The sequence below is a fragment of the Chryseobacterium gleum genome, assembly GCF_900636535.1.
GTDB lineage: Bacteria > Bacteroidota > Bacteroidia > Flavobacteriales > Weeksellaceae > Chryseobacterium > Chryseobacterium gleum.
The window spans coordinates 996,112-1,009,811 of sequence record NZ_LR134289.1 but is presented as its reverse complement, the minus strand read 5'-3'; the positions used below and the strand labels follow the sequence as shown (position 1 = coordinate 1,009,811).

At 35.9% G+C, this 13,700-nt stretch carries 15 protein-coding genes; 12 read left to right on the top strand and 3 right to left on the bottom strand.

The genetic code is table 11. From position 1 onward, the window contains the following. Positions 1-231 precede the first annotated feature (231 nt). Positions 232-1,545, bottom strand: a complete 1,314-nt coding sequence (locus EL165_RS04680) for a dihydrolipoamide acetyltransferase family protein (protein ID WP_002979095.1) — start codon at positions 1,543-1,545, stop codon at positions 232-234. Between the two features lie 63 nt (positions 1,546-1,608). Then, positions 1,609-2,436: an SAM hydrolase/SAM-dependent halogenase family protein gene (locus tag EL165_RS04675; protein WP_002979096.1), complete on the bottom strand. Its 828-nt coding sequence runs from the start codon at positions 2,434-2,436 to the stop codon at positions 1,609-1,611. A gap of 131 nt (positions 2,437-2,567) precedes the next feature. Between EL165_RS04675 and EL165_RS04670 the strand changes: the two genes are divergently transcribed. The 6 genes from EL165_RS04670 to EL165_RS04645 all read left to right on the top strand — a co-directional run bounded on the left by EL165_RS04670 (position 2,568) and on the right by EL165_RS04645 (position 7,544). Then, the gene (locus tag EL165_RS04670; protein ID WP_002979097.1) at positions 2,568-3,527 is read left to right on the top strand and encodes a PhoH family protein; all 960 of its coding nucleotides are present in this window, start codon (positions 2,568-2,570) and stop codon (positions 3,525-3,527) included. A gap of 116 nt (positions 3,528-3,643) precedes the next feature. Continuing rightward, positions 3,644-4,309 carry a porin family protein gene (locus EL165_RS04665; protein WP_002979098.1) on the top strand — a complete coding sequence of 222 codons (666 nt, stop codon included), beginning with the start codon at positions 3,644-3,646 and terminating at the stop codon, positions 4,307-4,309. 138 nt (positions 4,310-4,447) lie between these two features. Continuing rightward, complete coding sequence (locus EL165_RS04660; protein WP_002979099.1) at positions 4,448-4,945, top strand: hypothetical protein; 498 nt, start codon at positions 4,448-4,450, stop codon at positions 4,943-4,945. 450 nt (positions 4,946-5,395) lie between these two features. After that, positions 5,396-6,064, top strand: a complete 669-nt coding sequence (locus EL165_RS04655; RefSeq protein ID WP_002979100.1) for an outer membrane beta-barrel protein — start codon at positions 5,396-5,398, stop codon at positions 6,062-6,064. Between the two features lie 72 nt (positions 6,065-6,136). Beyond that, positions 6,137-6,799 (top strand): outer membrane beta-barrel protein, encoded by a 663-nt coding sequence (locus tag EL165_RS04650; protein ID WP_002979101.1) that lies wholly within the window; start codon positions 6,137-6,139, stop codon positions 6,797-6,799. Between the two features lie 76 nt (positions 6,800-6,875). Next, positions 6,876-7,544, top strand: coding sequence for a porin family protein (locus EL165_RS04645; RefSeq protein ID WP_002979102.1), 669 nt, complete (start codon positions 6,876-6,878; stop codon positions 7,542-7,544). A gap of 71 nt (positions 7,545-7,615) precedes the next feature. Here the strand turns inward: EL165_RS04645 and ffh are convergent, their stop codons facing one another. Next, a complete protein-coding gene (ffh, locus tag EL165_RS04640) occupies positions 7,616-8,977 on the bottom strand; it encodes a signal recognition particle protein (RefSeq protein WP_002979103.1) in 1,362 nt (453 codons plus the stop codon). A gap of 175 nt (positions 8,978-9,152) precedes the next feature. On the opposite strand from ffh, the gene EL165_RS04635 reads away from it, so the two are divergent. The 6 genes from EL165_RS04635 to atpA all read left to right on the top strand — a co-directional run bounded on the left by EL165_RS04635 (position 9,153) and on the right by atpA (position 13,637). After that, positions 9,153-9,524 (top strand): hypothetical protein, encoded by a 372-nt coding sequence (locus EL165_RS04635; RefSeq protein ID WP_041461471.1) that lies wholly within the window; start codon positions 9,153-9,155, stop codon positions 9,522-9,524. Between the two features lie 59 nt (positions 9,525-9,583). After that, entirely contained in the window at positions 9,584-10,681 is a 1,098-nt protein-coding gene (atpB, locus tag EL165_RS04630; RefSeq protein WP_002979105.1) for a F0F1 ATP synthase subunit A, read from the top strand. A 45-nt stretch (positions 10,682-10,726) separates the two neighbouring features. Continuing rightward, complete coding sequence (atpE, locus tag EL165_RS04625; protein ID WP_002979108.1) at positions 10,727-10,921, top strand: ATP synthase F0 subunit C; 195 nt, start codon at positions 10,727-10,729, stop codon at positions 10,919-10,921. 82 nt (positions 10,922-11,003) lie between these two features. Then, a complete protein-coding gene (locus tag EL165_RS04620; protein ID WP_002979110.1) occupies positions 11,004-11,501 on the top strand; it encodes a F0F1 ATP synthase subunit B in 498 nt (165 codons plus the stop codon). A gap of 2 nt (positions 11,502-11,503) precedes the next feature. Then, positions 11,504-12,043: an ATP synthase F1 subunit delta gene (atpH, locus tag EL165_RS04615; RefSeq protein ID WP_002979112.1), complete on the top strand. Its 540-nt coding sequence runs from the start codon at positions 11,504-11,506 to the stop codon at positions 12,041-12,043. Positions 12,044-12,059: 16 nt separating this feature from the next. Further along, the gene (gene atpA, locus EL165_RS04610; RefSeq protein WP_002979113.1) at positions 12,060-13,637 is read left to right on the top strand and encodes a F0F1 ATP synthase subunit alpha; all 1,578 of its coding nucleotides are present in this window, start codon (positions 12,060-12,062) and stop codon (positions 13,635-13,637) included. Positions 13,638-13,700: the final 63 nt, after the last annotated feature.

Genomic DNA, 13,700 nt, shown 5'->3' with positions numbered 1-13,700 from the left:
CTAATAAATTTAATTTCCAAGAACTTATTATAATATAAAATCGGATTTAAATAATTGTTGTTTCTGTAAATTTAAACGTATTTAATTCATTATTTAATAATGATTTCGGTTATTGTTTGTTCTTTTGAAATTAACTGAACTTAACCATATAAAAAACAAAAAAACCTCCGATTAAATCGAAGGTTTAGTATTTAAAATCAACAAAATTACTTATTGCTGATTAATCATTACTTATATTTCTGTGTTCAGATCCCAGTTTTCAAGGTAGTCGTGAACGTGCTTCAACATCATTCCTCCCAAAGAACCATCTACTACTCTGTGGTCGTAAGAGTGAGACATGAACATCAGGTTTCTGATTGCGATTACATCACCGTCAGCGGTTTCAAGAACTGCAGGCTTCTTAACAATAGCTCCGATGGCTAAAATAGCTACCTGAGGCTGAGGAATAATTGGGGTTCCCATAAGGTTTCCAAAGCTTCCAACGTTAGAGATTGTATACGTTGCACCCTGAGTGTCTTCTGGTCTTAATTTTTTGTTTCTTGCTCTGTAAGCAAGGTCATTGATTGCTTTTGCAAGACCTGAAAGAGAAAGCTGATCCGCATTTTTGATTACAGGAACAATAAGGTTTCCGTCCGGAAGGGCAGTCGCCATACCGATGTTGATATTTTTCTTTTTGATGATGTTATCACCATTTACAGAAACATTGATCATTGGGAAATCCTGAATTGCCTTCACTACAGCTTTTACGAAAATAGGCATGAAAGTAAGCTTTTCACCTTCACGTTTTTCGAATGCAGCTTTGTTTTTATTTCTCCATTTTACAACGTTGGTAACGTCAGTTTCAATAAAAGAGGTTACGTGCGGAGCAATTTGTTTTGCTTTCACCATATTTTCAGCGATGATCTTTCTCATTCTGTCCATAGGAATGATCTCATCACCTGCATTTACCGGAACCGTAGCTGCCGGAGCAGATACTGCTGCTGCCGGTTGTGGAGTAGAAGCTGCCTGTACTGGAGCTACCTGCTGAGCTGGCTGGCTTCCTCTGTTGGCAACGTAAGCTAATATATCTTCTTTTGTAATTCTTCCTTCCAAACCGCTTCCTTTGATGGATTTCAGTTCAGTTTCAGAAATATTTTCCTGTTGTGCGATAGATTTTACGAGTGGAGAAAGATAAAGATCTCCTGAGAATTCTACGTTTGAAGCAGCTGCTGTCTGCAAAGGCTGTTCAATCGTTTTTAAAGTTTCAGCATCCGGAGCAGCCGACGGAGTTTCAGTTTTCGCTTCTTCTGAAGCTGTACCTTCTCCTTCAATTTCTAAAATAGCAATGGCTTCACCTACTTTTGCAACTTCATCTTTTTGCTTTAAAATTTTCACGATTTTCCCCGAAACTGGTGTCGGAACGTCTGAATCTACTTTATCTGTTGCAATTTCTACTACGGAGTCATCCTCCTTTACGTTATCACCTTCATTGAATAACCAAGTGATAATTGTCGCTTCCATAACACCTTCTCCCATGGAAGGAAGCAATAATTTGTATTCTGCCATTTTTGATTTTTAGATTTTGACAAATATATAAAAAAAATCGGTTTTTTTAAGAAATATATAATCTTAGCTAAATTCGATGTAAATATTCTCTCCCACATTCAGTCCAAACAGGCTTTTGGCGCCGTTTTTCCTGCTTCCTTTATAGATGGTAAGCTCCAATAGCTGGCTATCATTGAAAATAGCAGCAGACTGTCCGTGGAATTCCGTTTCTCTGTCCCAGTCCGAAACCACTTCTGTATGGCTGGAAAATATCCTTGACAGGCTTAAATTCCTGAATTTTATAGTAAAACTGTTGTAACCTTTGCTGATATTTTCAAAAAAATCTTTATTAATATTTGATATTATATTTCCGAAATTATCAATATAAGTGACTTCACCAATAATCATTCCTTCCGATTCATTGTAAACTGCTCGCGGGAACATTAATTGCTTTGCAGAATGTATCTTTCGTCCTATCACTTCAGGAAGCCCGCCATTGGCAAGATGTACCGCTGCGGGAACAAAAATATCTGTAGAAGTGAAATTGATGACATCATCAAAACGGTTGTTCAGCGTAAGCTCATAGATGGCCTCAGGCTTAATATCAAAAAAAATAAGGCTTAAAAGGCCGTTATCCGCTGCCAGAAAGTAAGATCCGTCGGCCTTATAGAGTATATTTTTTCTTGATTTATGGTGAAAACTGTCTACCGAAAGGATATGAATGCTTCCTTTAGGAAAATATTTGTATGCATTTCTTACAATATAAGAAGTCTGTATAAGGTTGAATGCCTGGATTTCGTGAGTGATATCAATAATATTAACCTCAGGGTTTAGAGACAGAATTTTGCCTTTTACAGCGGCAACTCTGTAGTCCAAATTTCCGAAATCCGAAGTAAGGGTAATAATTGACATGAGTAATTTTAGAATAGTCTAGTATTGCAAAGTTATTTAAATAAAAAGAAAGCCCGAAAGATTGTTGAAAAGAATTTGATATAAATTTGAAAAAAAGCTTTAATTTTAAAATCTAAAAATAAAAATACTACATGTTTGAATTAACATATGATTTGGAAGATATCGATGCGAAAATCTTCTATGGAGTTAATAACCAATATTTCAACTTAATAAAATCAAGCTTTCCAACCATTAAAATTACAGGAAGAGATCATTTTATCTTTGCCATGGGGAATCAGGAAGCTTTAGACATACTGAAACAAAAACTGGATGATATTGTCAGTTTTATCTCCAAAAACAACTCAATAGGACTGAAAGACGTTGAGAATATATTGAATATTAAAGACGAAAACGAGAAACAGCTGGTATTTGACCAGGATATTATCGTAAAAGGAGTCAATGGGAAAGTTATCAAGGCTAAAACGACCAATCTTAAAAAGCTGGTGAAGGAAACGGAGAAAAAGGACATGGTCTTTGCCATTGGTCCTGCGGGAACCGGAAAAACATATACCAGTGTGGCATTGGCAGCAAGAGCTTTAAGAGATAAAGAAGTAAAAAGAATTATCCTGACAAGACCGGCTGTAGAAGCGGGGGAGAGTCTTGGATTTCTGCCGGGCGATCTTAAAGAAAAACTGGATCCGTATTTACAGCCATTATATGATGCACTTCGTGATATGATTCCGCATGAAAAACTGGAAGGGTTTATGGAGAAAAAAGTAATTGAAGTAGCTCCGTTAGCTTTCATGAGAGGCCGTACACTGGATGATGCTTTTGTGATTCTTGATGAAGCGCAGAACACTACTCATGCGCAGATGAAAATGTTCCTGACCAGAATGGGGATGAATGCCAAGTTTATTATTACCGGTGACCCAAGTCAGATTGACCTTCCGAAAAATCAACAGTCAGGTCTTAAAGAAGCTATGAGAATTTTAAACGGGGTGAAGGAGATCGGATTTGTACATCTTACAGAAGAGGATGTGGTAAGACACCCGGTAGTAAGAAAAATTATCCTTGCTTATAACGATGAAGAGAAAAGATTGAGGAATGACTAATTCTGTATCAGTAAAAGTTTTGTTAACTTTTTATTAACCTTAAAATTAAGACAAAATTTGGTGTTTTAAAAAAAAATAATTAGTTTCGCTGTCCTTAAATGTAAAACTAATTAAACATGAAAAAACTTTTACTTGCTACAGCAGTCGCTGTAATGGGGATTTCTGCAAATGCACAGGAATTCAGGTTTGGTCCAAAAGCCGGATACTCTTATTCTACTATTAAATTAAAAGGAGATAATCAGTCTGAAACTTCAGATCCTTTACATACATTTTATATCGGTGGTATCGCTGAATATAAATTGAGTGATAAGTTTGCCCTACAGGGAGAACTTTTATACTCGCCGCTTGGAGGAAAAGTAAACGTAGCTGAAGCGGATCCGGAAGATCCAACTACTTTTTTAAATGTAAAGGCAAAGCAGACTTACCATACTTTATTGGTTCCTATCTCTGCTAAGTATTTCATTACAGAAGGATTGTCTGTTTCTGCAGGAGCAAGCTTCGGATTTATTCTTTCTGCAAAGCAAAAACTTACTGCTGATTTCGGATTCGGAATTCCAGGATTCGAGATTGATGCTAATGACGAAAGAGATATTAAAGACCAGATGAACACTTTGAATATCGCTCCTTTCCTGGGTGCAGAGTACGCTCTTGAAAACGGATTGTTCTTTGATGCGAGATACAATCTTGGTGTTTCTAACCTTGCTAAACATGCTGAAGGGAATGAAAAGTTAACTAACAGCTTCGTACAAGTAGGTGTAGGTTTTAAATTCGGAGGAAACTAATGCTGGAATTTTAATATCAATCATGATATAAATATAAAGCAGGGCAAATTTTGTCCTGCTTTTTTTCGTTGTAGACCGTTTTATCTTAATGATGAAAATAATTAGTATTTTTGCAAAGTAAAATTTAAACTTAAAAAAATGAAAAAACTATTATTACTAGGTGCTTTTGCACTTTTAGGAGGTGTTGCTCAGGCACAGGAAGGTTTCAAATTGGGTGGACATATTGGTGTTCCTGTATCTGATGCAAGTGATGTATCTTCATTTACATTAGGAGTGGATGCTGCTTATATGTGGAATATTGCGAAAGGTTTTGACCTTGGGGTAACAACAGGATATTCTCATTTCTTCGGAAAAGATCACTTTGATGATTTCGGATTTGTTCCTGTGGCTGTTTCCGGGAAGTATAAATTTAAAGGTGCTCCTATTTTTGTAGGATTAGACCTTGGATATGGTATTTCTACAAAAGATGGGGTAGATGGTGGTTTCTATGCACAACCTAAATTCGGATATCAGATGTCCAAAGGAGAGCTGTATATCGGATATCAGTCTATCAGTAACAGACGTGATTATGGTTGGTACAAGCATGATTGGAACGTAGGCGCTGTCAACTTAGGATTTAACTTCTTTATCAAATAAAGACAGCTTAAAAATAACTGAACTCCGGCCGAAGGCCGGAGTTTTTTACTATATAATAAGCTTTACAGATGTTTTTGATGGAAGTTTTTAAATAAAATGGATGTTACTGGAATACAAAAAACAGAACCATATAATAAACGTTTGTTTAAATTTTAAGAGTTAATAACTTAAAAATTAACAATTTAGGTTAATTGTTTTTGTAGTTTTCCCAGAATCCATGGTGTTTCAGAGGAAAAGTGAAAATTTAAAAAAGTAAATATATTTAACTCTTGTTGATAAAAAGTGATTTTTTTATTCATAATATTGTGAAAAACTCAACAGTATCTCTTAAGTATGATTTATTTTTATAAAACCCTAAAAATTAGTACTGATATTAATCACATTAACAAATTTTAATATTCGTGGTAGCCACTGTAAATTTGCCCTCAGAAAGTATTAAAATTTTTTACAATGAAAAAAATATTATTAGCGGGTGCTGTTGCACTTTTTGGTTTATCAAACGCTCAGATTGCTAAAGGAACTACATATTTATCAGGATCTGTTGGTTATTCTCAGGTAGAAACTAACAACGGTAACGATAAAAAAGAAAACTTCAACGTATTACCTACAGTTGGATATTTCGTAAACACTAACTTAGCTATCGGATTAGGAGTTGGATATCAAACTGAAAAGAACACTGTATCTACTACTACAACTTTAGGAAACACTACAGTTGTAAACGAGAGTGTTGTTAAAACTCCAGCTTTTGTTGTGGCTCCATTCGTAAGAAAATACTGGACTTTATCTGACAAGTTATATTTCTTCGGACAGTTAGCAGTTCCAATGCAGTTTGGAAAAACTGAAACTGAAACTAGCTCTGTAGCTACTACTACAACAGGTGCAGGAACTACAGTTTCTACTAACTCTACTTCGACTGAAGCTAAATACACTAAAATTGGTGTTACTGTGAAGCCAGGTTTAGATTATTTCTTAAACAAAAACTGGTCTATCGAAGCTACTATCGGTGAGTTCGGTTATAGCAACTACAAGCCAAAAGATGGTGATGCTACAAACAACTACAACTTCGGATTGAATTTATCTTCTGTAACTTTCGGAGTTAAATATGTATTTGCAAAATAATAAACAAAGCATATAGCAAGAAAGCCCTGAGAAACTCTTAGGGCTTTTTTCTGTAAAACTAATATAATAATCATGAAAAAAATCTTATTGATGGGCGCTGTAGCGCTTTTCGGTTTATCGAATGCACAGATTGCAAAAGGAACTTCTTATCTTTCAGGTCAGGTAGAATATTACCACAATGAAAAGAACGAATTCGAAGCCAAAACAAAGGATGATGTGATCAGAATTCTTCCAACAGCTGGATATTTCGTTGATAACAACTTGGCAGTAGGGCTTGGTGTAGGCTATAAAAGTGCTGTTACAAAATATACGGTAAATGGTTTTGGGTTCCTTAATACAATTGAAATTAAAAATACGGATAACGCATTTGTTATTGCTCCCTTTGTGAGAAAATACTGGACTTTATCCGATAAATTATACATCTTTGGACAATTACAGGTTCCATTGGAATTCGGTAATGAAAAACTGGATTTTAACAGTGAAGGTGATGAAGGAGATCCTATACTTTCCGCTCCGTTTACAGAAAAAAATAACTACACCAACATCGGCGTGAATATTAAGCCGGGTCTGGATTATTTCCTGACTAAGAACTGGTCAATTGAAGCTACAATAGGGGAATTCGGATACAATACTTACAAAAAAGACATGGAAGGAGCTAAAAGAACTAATGATTACAAATTTGGAGTCAATTTAGCTTCAGTGACTTTTGGAGTGAAATATGTATTTGCAAAATAATAAACAATTATATATTTTAGCCCTGGGGTTAATATCCCGGGCTTTTTTAAGTTTGAAAACTATTTAATTAATAATCATGAAAAAAATCTTATTAGCGTCTGCAATCGCTTTGTTTGCAGGTCTGAATGCACAAACTACATTCGGTGTCAAAGCCGGTTATGCTTTATCAAAATTAAATTCCAGTGAGGGCGATTTCGAATTTGGAGGATTCGAAGCCAGTTTAAAATCCAAATCAGGGTTTTATATCGGAGGTTTGGTTGAGCATAAATTCAATAATAAGTTTGCCGTTCAGGGAGAGGTAGAATACGCTAATCTTGGCGGAAAAGCTGAAGTTGGAATACCAGGTACAGGTATTACTTTAACTGAAAAGATGAATCTTAACAGAATTGTTATTCCTGTATCTGCAAGATATTATGCAACGCCGGAACTAGGAATTTATGCAGGTCCTTATGTAAGTTTTAAAACGAATAATAAAGCAAAATTTGAAGTAAGTGGTCCTAATGCTGGTATGGTAGATCCTTCCGGGCTTAAAGAAGGAGAACGTTATTTGGAAAAAGAGCTGAATGATGGTTTGAAATCTACCGATTTTGGTTTATTCCTGGGAGCAGATTATAATGTATACAAAGGATTATTTGTAGATGCACGCTACAGTTTTGGTCTTACCAATATGATCAAGAATCCTGTGGATGGAGAAACATTAAAAATGAATTTCTTCCAGTTAGGAATAGGATACAAGTTTAAATAGACGGATATCCATATAAAAAAACAAAACTCTCAGAAATTCTGAGAGTTTTTTTATGAATAATTTGGACTTTCTTATTTTCCGAACATTCCACCCATTCCAGGCATATTCGGCATTTTGCTCATCATCTGCATCATTTGTTTTCCCTGAGGTCCCTGCATCATCTTCATCATTTTACCCATCTGATCGAATTGCTTCATCAATTGATTCACGTCTTCGATTTTTCTTCCGGCACCTTTAGCAATTCTGTTTTTTCTTTGCGTATTGATAATAGAAGGTTTTCTTCTTTCTTCAGGAGTCATAGAGTAGATAATCGCTTCAATATGCTTGAATGCATCATCACTGATTTCTACATCTTTGATTGCTTTTCCAACTCCAGGAATCATTCCCATCAGATCCTTCATATTACCCATCTTCTTGATCTGGTTGATCTGCTTAAGGAAATCATCAAATCCGAATTCGTTTTTAGCAATTTTTTTGTGAAGCTTTTTAGCTTCTTCTTCATCAAACTGCTCCTGAGCTTTTTCTACAAGGGAAACAACGTCTCCCATTCCCAGGATTCTGTCTGCCATCCTTTCCGGGTAGAAAAGATCCAAAGCTTCCATTTTTTCCCCTGTGGAGATAAATTTGATTGGTTTTTCAACAACAGAACGGATTGTTAAAGCAGCACCCCCTCTTGTATCACCATCTAATTTTGTTAGAACAACTCCGTCAAAGTTCAAAGCATCGTTAAATGCTTTTGCTGTATTCACTGCATCCTGACCTGTCATAGAGTCCACTACGAAAAGAGTTTCCTGTGGTTTGATGAAATAATGTACGGATTTGATCTCGTTCATCATCTGCTCATCAATCGCCAAACGGCCCGCAGTATCCACAATCACAACATCGTGACCGTTTGATTTTGCAAAATTGATCGCATTTTCAGCAATCGTAGACGGGTTGGTAGAACCTTCTTCAGTATAAACGGGAACTTTAATCTGTCCTCCCAATACTTTCAGCTGGTCAATTGCTGCAGGACGGTATACGTCACATGCAACCAGTAAAGGTTTTTTATTTCTTTTTGTCTGTAAATAATTAGCAAGCTTTCCTGAGAAAGTTGTCTTACCGGATCCCTGAAGACCTGCAATAAGGATTACAGTTGGTTTTCCTGAAAGATTGATTCCCTCCTGAGAACCTCCCATAAGGTCTACCAGTTCATCATGAACAATTTTCGTCATCAGCTGTCCCGGTGTAAGGGAAGTAAGAACGTTTTGTCCCAATGCTTTATCCTGAACTCTTTTGGTAAGGTCTTTTGCAACTTTATAGTTAACGTCGGCATCCACCAATGCTCTACGGATCTCCTTTACGGTTTCCGCCACGTTGATTTCAGTAATTTTTCCTCTACCGGAAATATTATGCAATGCCTTGTCTAATTTATCCTGTAAACTATTAAACATATTTATTGTAAATTATAGGTTTGCAAAAATAAGGAATTTTTAGCATATCCAAAGTGTTTGAACACGTAATATTATATATATACGTAATATTATTATGCGGAGAAAAATGATAAATATCAAATCATACGATAATACGATAGAAAAAGTCTATTTTTGCGATCAATTAAAATATAGAATGAAAATTAATCCCAATATTCTTGTTGTCGTTTTATTCTTTCTGACTTTCCTGGTGCATTTTTCTCTTTGGAAATTTGTTTTTCACCTGGATGAGATAGTGATCATTAAATTTTACCTTTTTCTAAGTGTCATGTTTATGATGATGATCACTCTTATTATTTTAATCAATAGGGTAGCGCCGGAATTTTTAGGACTGTCTGTTATTGGTTTGATCCTTTTAAAATTCGGTTTGATGTACTTAATCAGAAAAAAACTGAACTTTGAAGTGATTCCCGGCTATAAATTTCACTTTATCATGCCTTATTTTGTCCTGACAGCACTGCTTACATACTATGCAATCAAGCTGATTAATCATGATAAAAAACAGTAAAATTATTTATTGAAACTAGAAAAAATATCATATTTTTGCACAACGAAAAAAACCTATCAATGTTTAAGAAATTCGCAGTTTTATTCTACAGTATTTTTGTATTAAACTTAGTGTCTGCACAGCACGGTGAAGCTACTGCTGGGGCAGTTCCTGCTCAAGAGCTTTCAGAGAAAGACAAAATAAGCAAAGAAAACAAGGAGTTCATCGATCATCACTTATTAGATGCACATGATTTCACATTGATGGTTGATAAAGAAGGTCACCATATCGGTTTTCCTCTTCCTGTAATTTTCTATGATAATGGTTTCCATTCTTTCATGAGCAACAAAGAAGGGTTCATGCATGGAGAGCCTACTGAAGTAGATGGTTCTTATTATGTATTACACCATGAGAAAATTTATAAGACGGACGCAAAAGGAACTTTAACACTTGGTGAAGATGGTCATCCAACTAATGGAAAGCCTTTGGATCTTTCTATTACGAAAAGTGTACTGATTATATTACTAGTGTCGATCTTTATGTTTGTATTGTTTGTTGGAATGGCTAAGTCTTATAAAAAATCAGCTATCCCTACAGGTGCAGCAAGATTTTTAGAACCACTAATCATCTTTGTAAGAGACGAAGTTGCTATTCCTAATATCGGGCACAAGTATAAGAGATTTATGGGGTATTTATTAACTGTATTCTTCTTTATCCTTTTCCTTAACGTTCTTGGATTAATGCCTTTCGGAATTAATGTTACGGGTAATATTACAATGACATTCTTCCTTGCAATCCTTACTTATCTGATTACAACATTTTCAGCAAATAAAGATTACTGGAAACACATTTTCTGGATGCCAGGAGTTCCTGTTCCAATGAAACTGATTATGCTTCCTATCGAATTATTAGGAACAATCACTAAACCGTTTGCTTTGATGATCCGACTTTTTGCAAACATGACAGCAGGTCACATCGTAGTAATGAGTTTGATCGGATTGATCTATGTATTCAAAAACTTTATTGCAGGTGTTGCATTCCCGTTTCTTACATTGGTAATTTATTTACTGGAGGTATTGGTAGCGTTCTTACAGGCTTATATATTTACAATGTTATCAGCTCTGTTTATCGGAATGGCAGTAGAAGAGCACGAGCACGAACATCATGCTGCTCACTAATTGAAATTTAATTAAAGTAAAACAAATTTTTTAAAATTATATATTATGGAAATCCCTAAAATTGTAGGTGCTGGTATCGTAGTACTAGGTGTAGGTATCGGTCTTGGTAAAATCGGAGCTGCTGCTCTTGAAGCTATCGCTAGACAACCTGAGCAATCTGGAAAAATCCAAACAGCTATGCTTATCGCAGCTGCACTTGTAGAAGGTGTTGCGTTTGCTGCTCTATTCGCAGTAAACTAATTAAAATCAAACCATTATCTGTAACGGTTGGTTGCAGGTAATGGTTCTTTAAAAAAGTAATAATTATTTATACATTTATATAATGGAATTAATTCATCAGTTTTCATCAGGATTATTTATTATCCAGTCTGTTATTTTTCTAGCATTATTATTTTTGTTAGGTAAATTCGCTTGGAAACCTATTTTAAAGTCTATCAATGACAGAGAAACTTCTATTGTTGACGCTCTTAATCAAGCTAAATTAGCAAGAAAAGAAATGGAAACTTTAAAAGAGGATAACGAAAGAATCATTCGTGAAGCTAAAATCGAAAGAGATGCTATCCTTAAAGAAGCTAGAGAAATTAAAGACAGAATCGTAGGAGAAGCTAAAGATGTTGCTAAAGCTGAAGGAGACAAAATGATCGAAGCTGCTAAACAGACTATCAACGCTGAGAAAAATGCTGCTATGGCAGACATCAAAACTCAAATCGGTACTTTATCTGTAAACATTGCTGAATCTATCTTGAAGCAAAAGCTAGACAACAGCGAAGCTCAAAACGAATTAGTTCAAAATTATTTAAACAAATCAAACCTTAACTAATAATGCTTACATCTAAAGTAGCTAAAAGATACGCACAAGGTTTACTTGACTTCACCAACGAAGCAGGGCAAACGGCTACTGTATTTTCAGAAATGAAAGATGTAGTAAAGGTAATGGCTGAATCTAAAGATTTAAACAAGTTTTTCCTTACTCCTTACATCGATTCTAAAAAGAAAATAGAAGTAGCAAACGAAATATTCAAAGGTTTATCTGTTTCTTCTCAAAATCTGATCAGATTGGTGATTAAACACGGACGTGAAAACCAATTGAAAAATATCGCTCAGGAATTCATCAATAAAGTTGAAGACCTTAGTGGTGTACAGAGAGTAACGCTTACTACAGCAACTCCGCTTTCAAAAGAAAACCTTGACCAGATTTTAAGATCTACAAATCTTGTAAATGCTGATTCAAACTTTGATCTGAAAGTAAATGTTAAGCCTGAAATTCTTGGAGGATATATTCTGAGAGTAGGTGACCAGCAGGTAGATGCGTCTGTAAAGACCAAGCTAAACCAAGTTAAAAAAGATTTCCAATTAAATTAAGAAAAACAACCATACAATGGCAGAAATAAATCCGGCAGAAGTATCTGCGATCTTAAAACAGCAATTGGCCAACTTCGATACTCAATCCAACGTTGAGGAAGTAGGTACAGTTTTAACCATCGGTGATGGTATTGCTCGTGTATACGGGTTAGAAAACGTACAATACGGAGAGTTGGTGAAATTTTCTAGTGATGTAGAAGGTATTGTACTTAACCTTGAAGAAGACAACGTGGGTGTTGCTCTACTTGGTGAAAGTAAATTAGTAAAAGAAGGTGATACAGTAAGAAGAACAAACAGAATCTCTTCTATCAAAGTAGGAGAAGGGATGTTAGGAAGAGTAGTAGATACTCTTGGTAACCCAATCGATGGTAAAGGTCCTATTACTGGGGATTTATACGAAATGCCATTGGAAAGAAAAGCTCCTGGAGTTATCTTCAGACAGCCGGTAACTGAGCCTTTACAGTCAGGTATCGTTGCGATCGACTCTATGATCCCTGTAGGAAGAGGACAGAGAGAGCTTATCATCGGTGACAGACAGACAGGTAAAACTACTGTTGCGATCGATACGATCATCAACCAAAAAGAATTCTTTGATGCTGGTAAACCAGTATATTGTATATATGTTGCTATCGGTCAGAAAGCTTCTACTGTAGCACAAATCGTTAAAACTCTTTCTGATAAAGGAGCTTTAGCATATACTGTAATCGTTGCGGCTAACGCATCAGATCCGGTTCCTATGCAGGTATATTCTGCGATGGCAGGTGCTGCTATCGGAGAATTCTTCAGAGATACAGGTAGACCAGCGCTTATCGTTTATGATGATTTATCTAAACAAGCTGTTGCTTACCGTGAGCTTTCTCTACTATTAAGAAGACCACCGGGCCGTGAAGCTTATCCTGGAGACGTTTTCTACCTTCACTCAAGACTATTGGAAAGAGCTGCAAAAGTAATCGCTGATGACGAAATTGCTAAGCAAATGAACGATTTGCCAGAGTCTCTTAAGCCAATCGTAAAAGGTGGTGGTTCATTAACAGCCCTTCCGATTATCGAAACTCAGGCTGGTGACGTTTCTGCATATATCCCTACAAACGTAATCTCTATTACAGACGGACAGATCTTCCTGGAGTCTGATCTATTCAACTCAGGGGTTCGTCCTGCAATTAACGTAGGTATCTCTGTATCAAGGGTAGGAGGTAATGCTCAGATCAAATCAATGAAAAAAGTATCTGGTACATTGAAACTTGACCAGGCTCAATACAAAGAATTGGAAGCGTTTGCTAAGTTCGGTTCTGACCTTGATGCTTCTACGCTGGCAGTAATCTCTAAAGGAGAAAGAAACGTGGAGCTTCTTAAGCAGCCGGTAAACTCTCCACTTCCTGTAGACAGTCAGGTTGCAATGATCTATGCTGGTACTGAGAACTTATTGAGAAACGTTCCATTGAACAAGATTAAAGAATTCCAACACGAATATATCGAGTTCCTTAGATCTAAGCACCCTGATACAATGGCTGCTATCAAGTCTGGAAAAATCGATAACGATATTACAGGTGTTCTTAAGCAGGCAGCTAACGATTTAGCTTCTAAATACAACTAAAAAATTCAATGTTTAAGGTTTAAAATATAGCGTTTTAAGCCTTAAACTTTAGACCTTAAACTT

Bases quoted from the DNA above. Each gene is read 5' to 3' on its own strand.
- EL165_RS04650 (WP_002979101.1), top strand. From the start codon at position 6,137: ATGAAAAAAATCTTATTGATGGGCGCTGTAGCGCTTTTCGGTTTATCG.
- EL165_RS04620 (WP_002979110.1), top strand. From the start codon at position 11,004: ATGGAATTAATTCATCAGTTTTCATCAGGATTATTTATTATCCAGTCT.
- atpE (WP_002979108.1), top strand. From the start codon at position 10,727: ATGGAAATCCCTAAAATTGTAGGTGCTGGTATCGTAGTACTAGGTGTA.
- EL165_RS04655 (WP_002979100.1), top strand. From the start codon at position 5,396: ATGAAAAAAATATTATTAGCGGGTGCTGTTGCACTTTTTGGTTTATCA.
- EL165_RS04680 (WP_002979095.1), bottom strand. From the start codon at position 1,545: ATGGCAGAATACAAATTATTGCTTCCTTCCATGGGAGAAGGTGTTATG.
- EL165_RS04675 (WP_002979096.1), bottom strand. From the start codon at position 2,436: ATGTCAATTATTACCCTTACTTCGGATTTCGGAAATTTGGACTACAGA.
- EL165_RS04660 (WP_002979099.1), top strand. From the start codon at position 4,448: ATGAAAAAACTATTATTACTAGGTGCTTTTGCACTTTTAGGAGGTGTT.
- EL165_RS04635 (WP_041461471.1), top strand. From the start codon at position 9,153: ATGAAAATTAATCCCAATATTCTTGTTGTCGTTTTATTCTTTCTGACT.
- atpH (WP_002979112.1), top strand. From the start codon at position 11,504: ATGCTTACATCTAAAGTAGCTAAAAGATACGCACAAGGTTTACTTGAC.
- EL165_RS04645 (WP_002979102.1), top strand. From the start codon at position 6,876: ATGAAAAAAATCTTATTAGCGTCTGCAATCGCTTTGTTTGCAGGTCTG.
- atpA (WP_002979113.1), top strand. From the start codon at position 12,060: ATGGCAGAAATAAATCCGGCAGAAGTATCTGCGATCTTAAAACAGCAA.
- atpB (WP_002979105.1), top strand. From the start codon at position 9,584: ATGTTTAAGAAATTCGCAGTTTTATTCTACAGTATTTTTGTATTAAAC.
- ffh (WP_002979103.1), bottom strand. From the start codon at position 8,977: ATGTTTAATAGTTTACAGGATAAATTAGACAAGGCATTGCATAATATT.
- EL165_RS04665 (WP_002979098.1), top strand. From the start codon at position 3,644: ATGAAAAAACTTTTACTTGCTACAGCAGTCGCTGTAATGGGGATTTCT.
- EL165_RS04670 (WP_002979097.1), top strand. From the start codon at position 2,568: ATGTTTGAATTAACATATGATTTGGAAGATATCGATGCGAAAATCTTC.